The 15,065-nt window shown below is 67.0% G+C and carries 17 protein-coding genes; 4 read left to right on the forward strand and 13 right to left on the reverse strand.

Translation table 11 applies throughout. The features are described 5' to 3' along the window. The first annotated feature begins 81 nt into the window (after positions 1 to 81). Both CRP45_RS12975 and CRP45_RS12980 read left to right on the forward strand, forming a co-directional pair. Complete coding sequence (locus CRP45_RS12975; protein WP_067792165.1) at positions 82 to 294, forward strand: BldC family transcriptional regulator; 213 nt, start codon at positions 82 to 84, stop codon at positions 292 to 294. A 117-nt stretch (positions 295 to 411) separates the two neighbouring features. Continuing rightward, positions 412 to 612 (forward strand): hypothetical protein, encoded by a 201-nt coding sequence (locus CRP45_RS12980; protein WP_067792162.1) that lies wholly within the window; start codon positions 412 to 414, stop codon positions 610 to 612. 178 nt (positions 613 to 790) lie between these two features. Here the strand turns inward: CRP45_RS12980 and CRP45_RS12985 are convergent, their stop codons facing one another. The 7 genes from CRP45_RS12985 to CRP45_RS13010 all read right to left on the reverse strand — a co-directional run bounded on the left by CRP45_RS12985 (position 791) and on the right by CRP45_RS13010 (position 6,840). After that, a complete protein-coding gene (locus tag CRP45_RS12985; protein WP_097245219.1) occupies positions 791 to 1,504 on the reverse strand; it encodes a hypothetical protein in 714 nt (237 codons plus the stop codon). A gap of 52 nt (positions 1,505 to 1,556) precedes the next feature. Then, positions 1,557 to 2,327, reverse strand: a complete 771-nt coding sequence (gene purN / locus CRP45_RS12990; RefSeq protein ID WP_342747016.1) for a phosphoribosylglycinamide formyltransferase — start codon at positions 2,325 to 2,327, stop codon at positions 1,557 to 1,559. Then, positions 2,302 to 2,943 carry a DUF8020 domain-containing protein gene (locus tag CRP45_RS12995; RefSeq protein ID WP_097245221.1) on the reverse strand — a complete coding sequence of 214 codons (642 nt, stop codon included), beginning with the start codon at positions 2,941 to 2,943 and terminating at the stop codon, positions 2,302 to 2,304. Before CRP45_RS12995 ends, purN begins: the two co-directional genes overlap by 26 nt. Before the next feature lie 516 nt (positions 2,944 to 3,459). Further along, entirely contained in the window at positions 3,460 to 3,867 is a 408-nt protein-coding gene (locus tag CRP45_RS13000) for a type II toxin-antitoxin system VapC family toxin (protein WP_067792144.1), read from the reverse strand. Further along, positions 3,864 to 4,073, reverse strand: coding sequence for a hypothetical protein (locus CRP45_RS13005; protein ID WP_067792141.1), 210 nt, complete (start codon positions 4,071 to 4,073; stop codon positions 3,864 to 3,866). The genes CRP45_RS13000 and CRP45_RS13005 overlap by 4 nt, the downstream gene beginning before the upstream one ends. 286 nt (positions 4,074 to 4,359) lie before the next feature. Beyond that, positions 4,360 to 5,637 carry a hypothetical protein gene (locus CRP45_RS33320; protein WP_143861421.1) on the reverse strand — a complete coding sequence of 426 codons (1,278 nt, stop codon included), beginning with the start codon at positions 5,635 to 5,637 and terminating at the stop codon, positions 4,360 to 4,362. Positions 5,638 to 6,255: 618 nt separating this feature from the next. After that, entirely contained in the window at positions 6,256 to 6,840 is a 585-nt protein-coding gene (locus CRP45_RS13010) for a hypothetical protein (RefSeq protein ID WP_143861422.1), read from the reverse strand. 10 nt (positions 6,841 to 6,850) lie between these two features. Here CRP45_RS13010 and CRP45_RS13015 point away from each other — a divergent pair, with 10 nt between their 5' ends. Next, entirely contained in the window at positions 6,851 to 7,636 is a 786-nt protein-coding gene (locus CRP45_RS13015; protein ID WP_245910092.1) for a tyrosine-type recombinase/integrase, read from the forward strand. Positions 7,637 to 7,665: 29 nt separating this feature from the next. On the opposite strand, the gene ccsB is transcribed toward CRP45_RS13015, so the two are convergent. The 6 genes from ccsB to hemL form a co-directional block, all read right to left on the reverse strand. Next, positions 7,666 to 8,631: a c-type cytochrome biogenesis protein CcsB gene (ccsB, locus tag CRP45_RS13020; RefSeq protein ID WP_097245224.1), complete on the reverse strand. Its 966-nt coding sequence runs from the start codon at positions 8,629 to 8,631 to the stop codon at positions 7,666 to 7,668. A 2-nt stretch (positions 8,632 to 8,633) separates the two neighbouring features. Continuing rightward, the gene (gene resB / locus CRP45_RS13025; protein ID WP_097245225.1) at positions 8,634 to 10,304 is read right to left on the reverse strand and encodes a cytochrome c biogenesis protein ResB; all 1,671 of its coding nucleotides are present in this window, start codon (positions 10,302 to 10,304) and stop codon (positions 8,634 to 8,636) included. Next, the gene (locus tag CRP45_RS13030; RefSeq protein WP_067792218.1) at positions 10,301 to 11,122 is read right to left on the reverse strand and encodes a cytochrome c biogenesis CcdA family protein; all 822 of its coding nucleotides are present in this window, start codon (positions 11,120 to 11,122) and stop codon (positions 10,301 to 10,303) included. Before CRP45_RS13030 ends, resB begins: the two co-directional genes overlap by 4 nt. A gap of 19 nt (positions 11,123 to 11,141) precedes the next feature. After that, a complete protein-coding gene (locus CRP45_RS13035) occupies positions 11,142 to 11,798 on the reverse strand; it encodes a TlpA disulfide reductase family protein (protein WP_097245226.1) in 657 nt (218 codons plus the stop codon). Next, positions 11,795 to 12,544, reverse strand: a complete 750-nt coding sequence (locus CRP45_RS13040) for a histidine phosphatase family protein (protein ID WP_084483456.1) — start codon at positions 12,542 to 12,544, stop codon at positions 11,795 to 11,797. Before CRP45_RS13040 ends, CRP45_RS13035 begins: the two co-directional genes overlap by 4 nt. 551 nt (positions 12,545 to 13,095) lie before the next feature. Beyond that, entirely contained in the window at positions 13,096 to 14,433 is a 1,338-nt protein-coding gene (hemL, locus tag CRP45_RS13045; RefSeq protein ID WP_067792209.1) for a glutamate-1-semialdehyde 2,1-aminomutase, read from the reverse strand. Between the two features lie 167 nt (positions 14,434 to 14,600). On the opposite strand from hemL, the gene CRP45_RS13050 reads away from it, so the two are divergent. Next, positions 14,601 to 14,987, forward strand: a complete 387-nt coding sequence (locus tag CRP45_RS13050) for a hypothetical protein (protein ID WP_067792133.1) — start codon at positions 14,601 to 14,603, stop codon at positions 14,985 to 14,987. The last annotated feature ends 78 nt before the right edge of the window (positions 14,988 to 15,065 follow it).

Genomic DNA, 15,065 nt, shown 5'->3' on the forward strand with positions numbered 1-15,065 from the left:
GGTGGTTCGCGTACCTAGGGGTCGGGGTGCAACGATGGCGCTCATCTGATGAGGGAACTGTCGAGAACGGAGAGGTTTGCTATGACTGCGATCACCGTCGGCGGCCAGGACACTCTGCTGACACCCGGCCAAGTGGCTGCCCTGTTCCACGTCGACCCGAAGACCGTCACTCGTTGGGCCCACGCCGGGCGCCTCGGCTCGCTGCGCACGCCGGGCGGGCATCGCCGATTCCGGGAATCCGAGGTGCTCCAGTTGCTGAAGTCGCTGACCACGGAAGCAACCCCCACCCGCTGAACGACCGGCCGGGGCGCGGGCTTCGATGCCCGCGCCCGGTCATGTCGAGCTATTTCGTCTCCGCAGTGTGCTCCGACGTCGCGCACGGCTACCCTCGATAGCAGGAGGTGAGCGAACGTGACGTACCTGTTGGCACTCATCGCCATTGTGGCTGTCGCGGTGTTGTGCTGGAAGGCGTTCGGCCCCGTGCGGGAGGGTGGATGGACTCCACGTTCACCCCAGCGCAAGCGGATTCTCGGACCCGACGACGACCCCGAGTTCCTGTGGCGGATCTCGCGGCAGGAGCATCCCGACGGGGACGGGACCACCGAGCGCTGAACGGGCCGGTGCCACGGGGGCGGTAGCGTCGCGTCCGGCTGACCTGTTCACCCGCTAGGCAAACTCCACCGTCGCGCTTCGGCGCATGTTCGCGGCTCCGTCCGCCCGCCCGCCACCATCCGTAGATGCGCGGGCCTTCAGCGAGATGACCGCGCGAGGGTTCGCCGGATGTGCGGTGTCAATGCTGATCGACCGGTGCCGCCCGGCAGATATCGCGACGCTGCTCGGGATTCGCCAAGTAGTGCCGCAGCAGGTGGTACGCGATCAGCGGGTTCATCAGCAGGCCCTTGTCCTGCACCTTGACAAGGGCGCGATCGTCGCGCTTGCCCGCCAGTCGCCGGAGAGTGGGGCTGACGGACTCCCAAACCTCAGCGGTCGGGTGCGCTTCGATCGCGATGAGGTTGAAGTAGCTGCCTGCGCCCTGTTTCAGGATGCGCGCCTCGATTCCCGAGACGTCCCGCCACGGGATCGCGAAGACCTCGCCCGCGTTGTCGCGGAAGAGAATGCGGGTGGGCGTGACGAGAAGTCCGGGTACGACACCACGGCGTCCGCGCAGAATCAGGTACGCGAACATCAACGCCACCACGCCGAGCGGGCCGACGACCACCAAAGCCCCCAGGCCGAACCAGGTGCGCTCGACGACCGCGGCGACCGCGTTCCCTCCGGCGACCGCGAGCAGAACCATGCCGACAATCGCCGCCAGCACGCCGAACACCTTGTGCGGCTTGCTCATCGCCAGAAATAGCCCGGATTCTTGCAGGCCGTCGTGCTCGGTCTCCTCGACCCGCACGCCCGCCCAGCCGCGGCGTTCGTAGTCTCGCGCCCGCTTCTCGTCCCATCGCCACCGATCGGGCCAAGACTGCTCCGCCCCCGAGGCGTTCTCCCCACTCACCCGGCCGATCCTGCCACAGTGGAGGCGGGGTCGATGTCCGACGACCGGACTCTCAGAGTTCGGCGGGTGCGGCGTTGCGGGTCGCGATGATCTGGACGACCGTCGGAAGCAGCAGGTGTTCGGCGGCCAGGACTCGCTCGGCCAGTGACTCGGGGGTGTCGTCGGCCAGTACCGGCACCTCGCTCTGCGCGATGATCGCGCCCGCGTCGTATTCCTCGGTCACGAAGTGCACCGTCGCGCCGGACACCTGATCGCCCGCGGCGAGCACCGCCTCGTGAACAGCGTTGCCGTACATGCCTTTCCCGCCGTGTCGCGGCAGCAGCGCCGGGTGGACGTTGATGATGCGCGAGTCGAACTCCCGGCGCGTTCGCGGCCCGAGCTTCTTCATGTATCCGGCCGTCACGACCAGACCCGTACCGTGCGCGACGAGCGCCGCCCGCATCGCCTCGTCCAGCTCGTCGGGATCCGGATGCGTCCGCCCGGACAGGTGCACCGCGGGAATCCCCACCTCCCGCGCGTACTCCATTGCCCCCGCGCCACTGTTGTTCCCGATCACCAGACTCACCCCGAACCGCGCCTCCCCCTCCAGCGAAGCCTTGTGCAGCGCACGCAAATTCGATCCCCTACCCGACGCCAACACCGCAACCCGAAGCCTCGACATATCGGCAGTCTCGCACACGGCAGTTGCCGGCCCCGCTACCAAGCACCGACTCCCTGACCGGACACAAGAAGAAGGGCCCTGCGGCGGATCGTGTCCGCCGCAGGGCCTTTCTTGTATTTCGGTCAGCCGCTGGGTGTCAGGGCAGGACCTGCGGGATGACATCGGGCATGGCCGTGCCGACGAGGGCGCCGATGATGGCGCCAATGACGGCGGTGGACACCCCCCAGACCGCGGCACACGCGATGTAACCGACAACGAAGGCCGCCACGGTCGGGATGCAGGTGATCAGGGCGAGGACAGCACCGGCGCCCGCGCCCGCGGCCGCACCGTTCATGACCGGATCCGGGTACTGCGCGTGCGGGTTGGTCGCGATGTCCTTCAGCTCGACGCCCGTCGCGGCCGAGACTTCGGGAGTCTTCACCGACAGTGCGCGACCGCCGTCGGACACCTCGGCGTCCAAGGCGATCTTGGCGCCGGACGGCATGGCCAGCTCGAGCGGCAGCTCGGAAACCGCCGCGCCCGCCTTGTCCACGACCTTGATCGAGGTCTCCCCCAGCTGGAACGTTCCGGCGTCCAGCGTCGCCGAGACGGTGCTCAGGTCCGGCGCGACCGTGGTGCGGAACCCGAGCTCACCGGCCGACTCCGACGTCGAGATCGCCGAGGCCAACCGTGCCTGCTGATCAGCGTGGCTATCGGCCGACGCGGCTCCGGCCCCCGCGAACGTAGTCGCAACGACCAGCGGCAGCGCCCCGATGAGCGCCTTCCGACCGACCCGCATTGCAGCGCGATGCAACATTGAAATCATTTCTCCCTCCCGACCCCCGACCACCCCCCACGTGGACGAATCGAACGTCGTGTCGTGCGATGTGAACGCCCTATTGGTAGCCGCTGCAAGATCGGCAAAGCAACTCTTGTGAGATAGTGAACAATCGGGAACCGATTGGGAGACAAGGTTTTTGGGATTCGACGTCGTTGCCCGGCAATTTCCTAGCACATTCCGTCACTGCCGCTGCCGCGAAATGCGAAGACCGCCGCGGGGCCCTGAATTTCCCCTGGTCCAGGAGGATTACCCAACGGACGAGCAGGCCACGAACGCCCCCTGCGTTCGCCGCCACCCACACATCTCGACGCCGTCCAGCAAGCCCGGACGAACCGGACTCACCACCACCGAGATCACGCCGATTCCAGCATTTCGATCGGTCCGAGAGCATGGCGATAGCGCCCATCTTCTGGAAGGCGCTATGCGACGCCGGTCAGTTCAGGCCGGCGGATGAATGACCTACGTGCCGCGAAGTCACGGCACGAGCAGCAGCTGACCGGCCTTCGACTGGACGATGGAGAAGTGCTTGCGGTCCAGCGTGGCGACGGCGGTGACCGGGAATCGTTCGGCCACAGCCACAACGGAGGCGTCCACCGTGCCGAGTGGCAGATCGGCGTACTTGCCCAGGAGTTCACAAATCCGCTCGAGGTCCGCGGACGTCATCTCAACGACCGTGAACAGCCCGTTGGCCACATCCCGAACGAACTTCAGCTCGGTCGCGGTGCCGCGACGGCTCTCCAACAGGATGCACACCTCGGTGAACACGGGTGCGGGCACGAGCAGCGGGCCGGGAGCGTTCTCGAGCAGATCCCGGCAAACCACATGCAGATTGTCACGGCTGTTCATCAGGGCCACGATCGGCCCCGTGTCGACAACGATCACTCAGCCGTGCCCCGGTCGAGTTCTTCCCGAACGATCTCTTTCGCCCGTTCCGCCAGGTCAGGCTCTCCGCTGAGCGTTCCTGTGCAACTGAACTGACGACGAGTCGTCGGCCGCACGAGCTGACGAAGGAACGCCGTCGCGGCCTGCACCTGATCATCGGGCACGGCTTCGGCCAGCCGGACGAGTTCCTCATGAGTGGCGCGCATAGTGATCAGTGTAGTTCCGACAGGCCCCACAGCAGGCCGCCACGTTGGCCGAGCTCGTGAACGCCCATGCGCTGGTCACGCCCTGTCAGTTCAGCCCGGCGTACGAGTGCAGACCCGAGATCACGATGTTGATGATGAACTGCTTTCGTGGCGTTTGCTGGTCGCGCCGACGTTGGCTCACTTCACCTACCTGCGGTTTAGCAGTTGGTGCTGTTGGTCGGCGCTAGTCACCTGCTGCGCTGCTGCGTACTCTCTGCGTACTACGCGGAGGTGCGTCCCCCGGCACCTAGGTGGTGGCCTTGCGTCGACGCTGGATGAGGCTATCCACCCCAGTCCGCCACGCCACGTATCTCCGGACGACCGCACCTGGTGTCTCAGTTTGATCGTCAAGCCACTCACGGGTTCGGCGCGATGCGCCGCCGCGCGCCGCAAAACCATCTTCACCAAGAAAGTTCCACGCAGTCACAGGATATTTAAAAGACTTCTCATACAACCGATCGAGGATGAAGGAGGCGAGCCCGCTGACTACGTCGAAACAGTGTCGCACCTCTCCCCTCGCGGGCTGATACCCGCTATGCACCACACGGTTTCTGAGCCCTGCTACGCTCTCATACCAGGCACCCACGGGCCCACCACTGAGCGACCAATTGCCTCCCAATCTGGAGGCATACTCGTTCTTTATTCGAGGAACAATATCACGCGAGAATATTTCCGCAGCCTCCGCCTCGGGCGTCTGCAGCTCCCATAGAATCATTCCTAACAAGCCGTCAAATATCACTTCGCATGCGATTGCCAGACTAACCGCCGCTTCGGCATTCTTTCCCAGCTCATCGAACGCATACCTCGCGTCCGCAATACGTTCTAAGTACGACATCGCGGGGTCACCCACAGAAAGCCGCGATAACGCGCTCATGACTGGCCCGAAGTCGGCATCATCAATCGCTTCAGCAAGGGTTCCCATCCGGTTCGGCCGGATGTCCAGAAGCATCACTCCGTCCAGCGTCGGCGCTTCATCGCCGTGAAGTCGGCGCGTCTTGATCACCGTCGGAAACAGCCGCTTGTACGTCAGTTCTTCACACGGCATCTTTTCCAGAGCCCGGTACGCGCGGTGGAATTCGAATAGTTTCTCAAGACAGCGGGTAAGAGGATCCGGCTTGTCCGCTGTAGCGATACGGTCCTCTGGTCGCGCAACAAACGTAACCATCTCCACTACGGTGCGAATTCGAGAATCCCTCAAATGCGGAGGTAGAACGAATGGCTCACCTTGCAGAGGACAAATGCGCGCAACCGCATCCTCTAGAATCTGCTTGTCGGATTCTATGGGATTAGCCTTATTGTCTGCCATTTGCAGAAACCGCATTGAGACAAAATTAGATCCTTGGAAACCTTCGGGCAGCGGCGGCACGCCCCGCCTAATCTGCATCGCAGTTTCATTCAGTAGCGGCTCAGGCTCATCTGTGGTGAACGTTACAGTGCTTCCATCGGGAATTGGTATCGCATCGGGAAGTAGTATAAAGAATCCTGCAAGATATGGCGGTTCGAAATCCTGCCCCTCGGTTTCCATGCAGCAATGAGATCACAGAATCGACCCGGCCGTGAAGACAACCTGGCTTCCATACCGAGTGCAGCCTCAATTGCGCCTACGCCTGCGCTCTCCATCTCGTCCGCGTCGGGCATATCGCCAGCAGAGGTATCGGGTGTCGGCCCATACTCCCGTGCTTGCGCCCTTTCGTTGTGGTCTTCCGCGCTCATGCGGCAACCTGACTGAGCCGCGCTACTCCGCGGACCGCCTCACAGCGCGTCGTACCGCCACCGTCCCTCCCACGCACAGTCACCCGAGCGCGCCAACACAGGTGATTGCTCTCCCAACCCGCCCCCTGGGGCCTCACTCCTCCAGGTAGCTATCTTTCCGAAACCCAACCACACCGTTATCTGACTCACCCCCGCCCCGTTCCCGATTCTCTGTGAACAGCGAAGCCACAGAGAATCGGGAACGGGGCGGGGGTGAGTCCTGCGCCGAAGGCGCAGATCAGAGATGGTTTTGAGCGGGACCAAAAACGGAGCAACCTTGTTCGGGCACTGTTCGGGCACGCCGGGCGACTTCCTGCGACATTTACACACATCGAAGGCCGGACTGAGCTCTTGAGACTGCGAATAGCACGCCCGGTTCGCGACAGAGCAGCTACTTGAACCGGAGGACAGCAACCGTCTTGTCGTCGTGCTGTTTCGAGCGGGGCAGCACCACGCCGGTCGGGTCCGATTCCGATTCCCACCGATGGAGCCGCGCAAGGGCGGCCTCCAGACGACATGCGTCGAGAGCAGCGAAGGATTCCCAGGATTCGTTCGCAGCATCCAAAACGTCCGACACACCATCCGTCGCCAATACGACCCACCGGACCCGAGCCAGATCCTCCGCTACCACAACCGCCTCATCTGCGGCGGCTGGGTCCTCGGACGCTATCCAGTACCCGCCGGGCACATTTCGGTGCTCGCGTTCATCCCGTTGGAGATCGGCGAGGATCTTGCGGTGCGTCCGGTCGAATCCATAGCCCTGCCTCATCCGGTCTCGGTAGGCATCGGCGCCCGGCAAGCGGAGATCGGAAAGCCGGTCGTCGGTGTACAGCCGCTGTTGGCCGTCGTCGAACCCGAGGACAACGACACTGTCACCGAGAACAAGAAGCTCAAGAACTCCCCCGTCGTCGGAACCGCCCGTCGAGGTACGGACCACTGCAACCGTGCTCGACGGCCGAACATCGAGAGAATGCAAGAAGTGGATGGTGAAGCTCAAGAAGCAGGGCCACGCCGACAGCTACGTCTACTCGCTGCACAGCCGGTTGTCACAGATTCTCGGCGACGCCGTGCACGACGGGCTGCTCCCCCGCAATCCATGCTCCCGCCGGACGTCGCCTCCGGCGGGACGACAGAAGGTCTACGTGGCCACCACCGAACAGGTTTGGGCCCTCTACCGCGCCATGCCGGAACACGTGCGCGTCTCAATCTTGCTCGGCGCGTTCGTCGGTCTGCGCGTCTCGGAAGCCGCCGGGTTGTGGGTCGAAGACATCGACTTCGACGAAGGCGTGGTGTACCCGCAGCGTCAATGGCCGGAGCGGCCATTGAAGACCGACGCGAGCGACACACCGGTGCCCATCCCTCCGGAGCTAGTAGAGATGCTCCGCGACTCTGTAAAGGCGCGCGCCGGCCGGAACGTCGTCTGCGATGAACTCGGCAAATCGGCATCGCCGTGGGTGATCAGCTGGAACCTGCGTCAGGTCAAAGATCAGGTGCCGGGGCTTCCCGCCGAGTTCAGCTTCCAGGACCTCCGGCACTACTACGCCTCGTTGCTGATCCGCCACGGCGCCGACATCAAGACCGTGCAGGCGCGGGTCCGGCATGGCAGCGCCATCACCACGTTGCGGTACTACGCCCACCTGTGGCCGGACGCAGACGAGTCCACGCGGAACACCGTCGGCGGCGTACTTCGAGCGCACCTGGAATCCACTGCGTACACGCTGCGTACCGAGCCGGACTCCCTAGTGTCGGACGATCCGGCCGCCGAAGGCTAAGGCGCAGTTCAGAGACAGATTCTCGGCTCCTAGTTCAGCCCTGCGTAGCTGTGCAGCCCGCTGATCACGATGTTGATGATGAAGAGGTTGAAGAGCATCGCCACGAAGCCGGCGACGTTGATCCAAGCGGCTTTGGTGTCGCGCCAACCGGAGGTGGCGCGGGCGTGCAGGTAGGCGGCGTAGAGGACCCAGGCGATGAAGGAGCAGGTTTCCTTGGGGTCCCAGCCCCAGAAGCGCCCCCAGGCGGCTTCCGCCCAGACGGCGCCGAGGATGACGCCTGCGCCGAAGAGCGGGAAGCCGATGATGGTGGTCTTGTAGGCGAGGCGGTCGAGGGCGCGGGCGTCGGGCAGTCGGCGGGCGATCTTGCCGAGGAGGTTGTCGGACTCCTGGCCCTCGGGCTGGCGGATCCGGTACAGGAAGAGCAGGCTGGCGACGCCGGAGAGCAGGAAGATGCCGCTGCCGACGCTCACCACGGTGACGTGGATGGGCAGCCAGAACGACTTCAGCGCGGGCACCACCGGAGCGGCGTCGGCGTAGAGGACCTGACCGGCAAGGAACATCAGGACGAGCACCGGCGCGAGCAGGAACACCCACATGGCGCGGAACTTCTGCTCGTACAGGAACCCGAGCCCGACGATCAGCGCCGCGGCGCACGCCATGGTGATGAACTCGTACATATTGCCGAGCGGGAAGCGGTGGGTCGCGAAGCCGCGCAACACGATCGAGGCCAGGTGCGAGAAGATGCCGACGAGCAGCACGGCGAAGGCCATGTTGCCGAACTGTTCGGCGCGCGAGCGGCGTGGCGGAGGCGCCAACTTGCCCGGTACGCCCGGTCCGGCGCCGCCGCCGACGGTGACGAGTTCGCGCGCCTCGGCCTTGCGCGTCTGCACCGACGCGTACTGCGCGATCAGCAGGCCGAGCGCGAGCACGTAGATGACGAACGCCGATTTGAAGGCGAGGTTGCTGTACCCGGCGAGGGTCTCGTCGATCGGCATGTTCACTCTCCCGTGCGTGCGCGGTCGGTCTTCACGTCGTCGCCCGCAGCCTCCAGCAGGCGCGCGCGGAGCCGGTCGAATTCGCCGCCCCAGCCTGCCTGATCGGTTCTGGCGAGCCCGCCCATCTCTACTACAGTGCGTCGTTGGTCAACGGTACCGGCAGCTTCCTCGGCCGGGTAGACCCGCACCCAGATCCGCCGCCGCTTCACCAGCAGCGACACCAGCAAGCCCGCCATCATGGCCAGCGCGCTGACCAGCACCCACTGCTGCGCCGGGTCGTGCGAGACCTGCAGGTTCACGAATTCGTGGGCGCCGTCGAAGGTCACCTTGGTGCCGTTGGGCAGCGTCGTCGATTCGCCGGGGCGCAGGTTGACCCGCGCCTCCTTGGTCAGCCGTCCCTGCTTCACCATCTCCTGGTCCAGCGAGAACAGGTCCTGCGAGCGTCCGGTGTCGAGGCCGGTGTCGCCACGGTAGATGTCCACCGCGACGGCCGGGTCGTCCATGCTCGGGAACACCGAGGTCAGCAGGCTGCCGTGGAACATGGCGGTCGGCGCGAACAGGCCCTCGATGGCGATCTGGTTCTTGCGGCGCTCCTCGTCGGTGGCGTACATGCCGCCGGGCGGGTCGATGCGCAGCACGCCGCTGGACAGGAAGGTCTGCGCGTCGTCGGGCCGCCACTGGATCGTCTCGGTCCTGGTCTGGCCGTTCGGGAAGGTGACCGTGAAGGTCGGCGCGTAGCCGTGGCCTTGCAGGTAGAGACGGTCGCCTTCGACGCGAAGCGGGTGGTTGACCCGGAGGGTGGCCTCGCGCCATGTGTCGGTCGTCAGATCCGATCCGGCCTGGTAGCTGATGTTCGAGGTGAACATCTCGGCCTGACCGGTGCGCAGGTAGTCGGCCTCGAAGTCCTTGACGCGCACGCAGATCGGCGTCATGCCGGTGCCGTCGTTGACGTTGCCCGCGCGGAAGGAGTCGAACACCGCGGGCGAGGTGGTGCAGAAACCCGGACCGTTGTTGGCGATCACGATGACGGAGCCCTCGTAACCGAACAGCTTGCCGACGGCGATGGCCACCAGCAGGCAGACAAGCGCCAGGTGGAACACCAGGTTGCCGAATTCGCGGGTGTAGCCCTTCTCACCGGAGAGGGTGAGCTCGCCCTCGCGGTTACCCGGCCGCACCTCGGTGCGCCAGCCGCGCAACTGGCCGCGCGCGTGCTCGATCAGCGCCTCGGGGCTGCTCATCGATTCCCCCGAGTAGTGGTGCGGCAACCGAGCCAGGTTGCGCGGCGCGCGGACCGGCGGGGTCCGCAGCGCCTTGTAGTGATCGAAGGTGCGCGGCAGGATGCAGCCGACCAGCGAGACGAACAGCAGCACGTAGACGGCCGTGAACCAGAAGCTGGAGAACACGTCGAACAGCTCGAACCGGTCCATCCACGGCCCGAGCGTCGGACGGTCGGCGATGTACTCCCTGACCTTCTGCTCGTTCAGGTTCCGCTGCGGCAGCAGCGCGCCGGGGATCGCGGCCAAGGCGAGCAGGAACAGCAGAACCAGCGCGGTGCGCATGCTGGTCAGGCCGCGCCAGGTGTTGCGCACCAGCGCCCATGCGCGTCCCGGCAGCGACTGGCGAGGCGGGCGGGGCGATGCGGATTCGGTCACGGGATGGTCGGCCACGGTCATATCGGCAGGGTCACCTCGGAGACGAACGCGTCGCGCACCCAGGCCACGAACTGATCCCACGCCCCGGTGACCAGCGCGACGCCGACGGCCACGAGCAGGATGCCCCCGACGATCTGGATGTTTCGCGAATTGCGGCGCAGCCAGCCGACGCCGCGCAGCGCGCCTGCCGAGCCGAAGGCAAGGATCACGAACGGCAGACCGAGCCCGAGGCAGTACGCGACGATGAGCGCGACGCCGCGCACCGCGGTGGTGCCCTCGGTGCCCGCGGCCACCGCCATCACGCCGGACAGGGTCGGTCCGAGACACGGCGTCCAGCCGAGCGCGAAGACGCCGCCGAGCAGCGGCGCGCCGACGATGCTGGTCAGCCGACGCGGTTCCATCCTGGTATCGCGCTGCAGCGCGGGCACAAGACCGACGAACACCAGACCCATCAGAATCGTGACCACGCCGCCGACCCGTTGCAGCAGTTCGCGATTCACGTTGAGGGTCTGGATCACGCCGAACACGGTGGCCGTCGCGAGCACGAAGACCACGGTGAACCCTGCGACGAACAGTCCGGCCGCTCCGGCGACGCGCAACTTCGCGCCGCGCTGCGCGAGCGCGACCGCCGACCGGCTCTTCGCGGACTCCGCGGTCGCGGGCGGAGCCTCCGCACCGACCAAACCGGCCAGATAAGACAGGTAGCCGGGCACCAGCGGAACAACGCACGGCGACGCGAACGACACCAGCCCGGCGAGCAGGCACGCGCCGAGCGCCAGCAGCAGCGGCCCGGTCGCCGCCGTCTGCTGGAACGAATCTCCCACGCTCGCGAGCACCATCACCGCACGCACCGCCGCGTCACTGCTGAGCCTCCCCTGCGAGCGTTTCGACAATCGGCCGCAAGTCGTCCGCGATCAGCGACCGCAGGTAGACGGCCGCGACGCGGTGCTGCCGGTCCAGCACGAGGGTGGTCGGGATGACGCTGGTCGGGAAGTTGCCGCCGAGCGCGAGCAGGGTTCGCATGGACGGGTCGTAGATGGACGGGTAGCCGACCTTGTTGTCGGTGACGAAGTCCTGCGCCTTGTCCCGCTGCGGGTCGCGGACGTTGATGCCGAGGAAGGCGACGCCCTTGTCCTTGGTGGCCTCGTAGACCTGCTCCAGCGCGGGCGCCTCGGCCCGGCACGGCCCGCACCACTGGCCCCACAGGTTGATCACGACCACCTGGCCGGGGAAGTCGGCGACCGAGATGGTCTTGCCCTCGGTCATCAGATCCGGCCCCGACAACTCGCCGATGGTGCCGCGGTCGGCGGGCGGGTTGTAGTAGATGTCGGTCTTGCCACCGGGCGAGACGAATTCGAAGGTGCCGCCGGTGGCCACCGCGTCCGATCCGGTCGAGCAGCCGGCGAGCGCGGCGACAAGAGCCACGCACGCGAGGAGCACCGGCACGACCCGCCCGGCCGCCTTCCGTGCGGAGGCGGGCCGGGATGTCGCGAGTGACGCGGTGGAGCGAATCATGCGCCGTGCACCGTGGGATCCGAACCGCCCGCGGGCTCGGAGTAGACGATGTCGACCAGCGTGTCGCCCTGGTAGACCAGCGAGGTCAGCGAGGCGAGCGAGCACTGCCTTGTGCGCGGGTCGTGCCAGAGCCGCTGGCCCTGTAGGAACCGGCGCAGCGTCCAGACCGGCAGCTGGTGCGAGACGAGCACCGCCTCGCGCCCGGCCGCCTCGACCCGAGCCTTGTTCACCGCAGCCAGCATCCGGTGGGCGATCTGCAGGTACGGCTCGCCCCAGGACGGGGTGAACGGATCGCGCAGCTTCCACCAGTGCCGCGGCTTGCGCAGCGCGCCGTCGCCGACGGACACGCGCAGGCCCTCGAAGGTGTTGCCCGCCTCGATGAGGTTCTCGTCGGTGCGCACGAGCACGCCGTGCTGCTCGGCGATCGGCGCGGCGGTCTCCTGCGCGCGCTGCAACGGGGAGGCGATGACCACGGCGATGTCGTGATCGGACAGCGCCCGTGCGACCGCGCCCGCCTGCGCCCGACCGGCGACGGACAGGCTGAATCCGGGCAGGCGGCCGTAGAGGATGCCCTTCGGGTTGTGCACCTCGCCGTGCCGCAGGACGTGCACGATGGTCTCGACGTCGGGGCTCGCCTCGAGCTCGGGTTCCGCGGAGCGGGGCTTGGTGGTGACGCGCGCGGTCGTCTCGGCGTCCTTGGCCGCGACGGCGGGCGGCTCGTCGGCGACCGCTTGGGTAGCGGTCATCTCGGCGGCGATCTCGGTCGCGGGCGGCTCGGATGCGGAATCCGCGCCGACGGCGGCATTCTCGGCTGCGGCCGAATCGTTTTCGATCGCAGGCACGGCGGCCGCATCGACGACGGTGTTCTGAACTTCGCCAGCGGTGTTCGCGTCGGCGGCGGAGCTCTCGGCGGCGGCGTCGGCGGCAGCACTCTCGGCCTCGGCGGCGTTGTTCACGTCGGCGGCAGCATTCTCGGCCTCGGCGGCGTTGTTCACGTCGGCGGCAGCATTCTCGGCCTCGGCGGCGGCGTCGGCGGCGTCGAGCTCGTCGGTCTCGACTTCGGTCGAAGCGGGCGCATCCGCGACGACCTCGTCGACCGGCGAGACGGGTTCGGCAGCGGCGGCCGCCGATGCCGAGGCGCGGGCGGCGGCTTCCTCGGCGATGTCGGCCTCGGTGAGCGCGCCGACGGCCTCGGCCTCGCTGAACGGCGAGTCGACGTTCGGCGGAACGTCGGTGGTGTCGTCTGGGTTGTTCGGTAGTTCTCGGCGGGCGACGCCGGGCTGGTCGTGGTCGGAACTCACGCGCGGGATCCTTCGGGGGTGGCGGCCGCGGCCGCGTTCGCGGCGGCGGGCAGAGCTGCGGCGATTCGGTCGAATGCGTCCTCGTCGAGCGCCGCGGAGACGAACCACGCCTCGAACGCGCTCGGCGGCGCGTACACGCCGCCGTCGAGCAGCGCGTGGAAGAAGGCCGGGAAACGCCAGGTCTGGCTGGCCTTGGCGGTGGCGTAGTCGGTGACCGGACGGTCGGAGAAGAACACGCTCACCATATTGCCCGCGAACTGGACCTGGTGCTCGACCCCCGCCGCGCCGAGCGCCTCGGCGAGCAGGCCACCGAGCCGCTCGGCGTTGCGATCCAGCGCGGCGTAGACCGCGTCGTCGGCGGCGCGCAGCGTGGCGAGGCCCGCGGCGACGGCGACGGGGTTACCCGAGAGCGTGCCCGCCTGGTAGACGGGGCCGAGCGGGGCGAGCTGGTTCATCACCTCGGCGCGTCCGCCGAACGCGGCGGCGGGTAGACCGCCGCTCATCACCTTGCCGAAGGTGTAGAGATCACCGGCGACGCCGTCGCGGCCGAACCAGCCGGAGCGACTGACCCGGAACCCGGTCATCACCTCGTCCATGATCAGCAGCGCGCCGTGCTCGGCGGTCAGCGCGCGCAATCCTTCGTTGAAACCGGGCTGCGGCGCGACCGCGCCCATGTTGCCCGCGGCGGCCTCGGTGATCACGCAGGCGATCTGGCCGGGGTGCGCCGCGAAGGCAGCGGCCACGGCCGCGAGGTCGTTGTACGGAAGCACGATGGTGTCGCTCGCCTGCGCGCCCGTGACGCCGGGCGAGGTGGGCAGCCCGAGCGTCGCGACGCCGGAGCCCGCGTCGGCGAGCAGCGCGTCGACGTGCCCGTGGTAGCAGCCGCTGAACTTGATGATCTTGGTGCGGCCCGTATAGCCGCGCGCCAGGCGCACCGCGCTCATGGTGGCCTCGGTGCCGGAGTTCACCAACCGCACCCGCTCGACCGGCGCGACGCGCTCGACGATCAATTCGGCGAGCTCGATCTCCGCGGCGGTCGGCGCGCCGAAGGACAGACCGCCGACCGCAGCCCGCTGCACGGCCTCGACGACCGCGGGATGGGCGTGCCCGAGAATCATCGGGCCCCAGGAGCACACCAGGTCGACGTAGTCGTTGCCGTCGGCGTCGGTGAGCGTGTATCCGTTCGCGGACGCGATGAACCGCGGCGTGCCGCCGACCGACTTGAACGCCCGCACCGGCGAGTTGACCCCGCCGGGGATCACCGCACTCGCCCGATCGAAGAGCTGAGCGGAAACCGGCACCGATGCCCTGGTCACGCGCGGAGAAGAACTCACGGCCTCCAGTGTCGCAGCCCCGGCGAACCCGGTCGACGACAGGGTGTAGGAGAGTGACGCGCGCCGCAATCCCGCACAACACGCCGGGCGGGCGTTTGCGGCGATATCGAGCGACTCGTCCGTAATCTCGATTGGTCGTCGCAGCAGCTACCCTCGGGAGGCTCTTCATGCGGTTCACGCTCGTCAGCACGGCAGCATTGGCCGTATTCACCACCGCGACAGCGGTATTCGGCGCGGGAACCGCCGCAGCGGCCGTACCGGTCGCCGATCAGGGACGCGTCGGCGTCCGGCTCAGCCACGAGGAGACGGTCGCGCTAGCGGGCGGTCCGGTGCCCGCGGTGGTCACGATGTTCGTGCCGCTGGACCGGATCGGGGCGGGACTGCACAAGGACACCGAAATCCAGCGCGACCAGAACGGCGGGGTGCACGCCTCGCTGCGCCAGGTGATCGCCGAGACCGCACGCCATCCCGATGGCACGGTGACCATGTACGTGAACGCCCCCGGCACCCGCAACGGCCGAATTCTCGACGTCTATCAGAACTGGACGAACTGAACGAAAGTACTCGCCCGCGGACCGGAGTCCGCGGGCGAGCGTAAATCATTCGGCTACAGCGGTTTCGGGACCCAGCGC

This window comes from Nocardia amikacinitolerans (genome assembly GCF_900215415.1).
Taxonomy (GTDB): Bacteria; Actinomycetota; Actinomycetes; order Mycobacteriales; family Mycobacteriaceae; genus Nocardia; species Nocardia amikacinitolerans.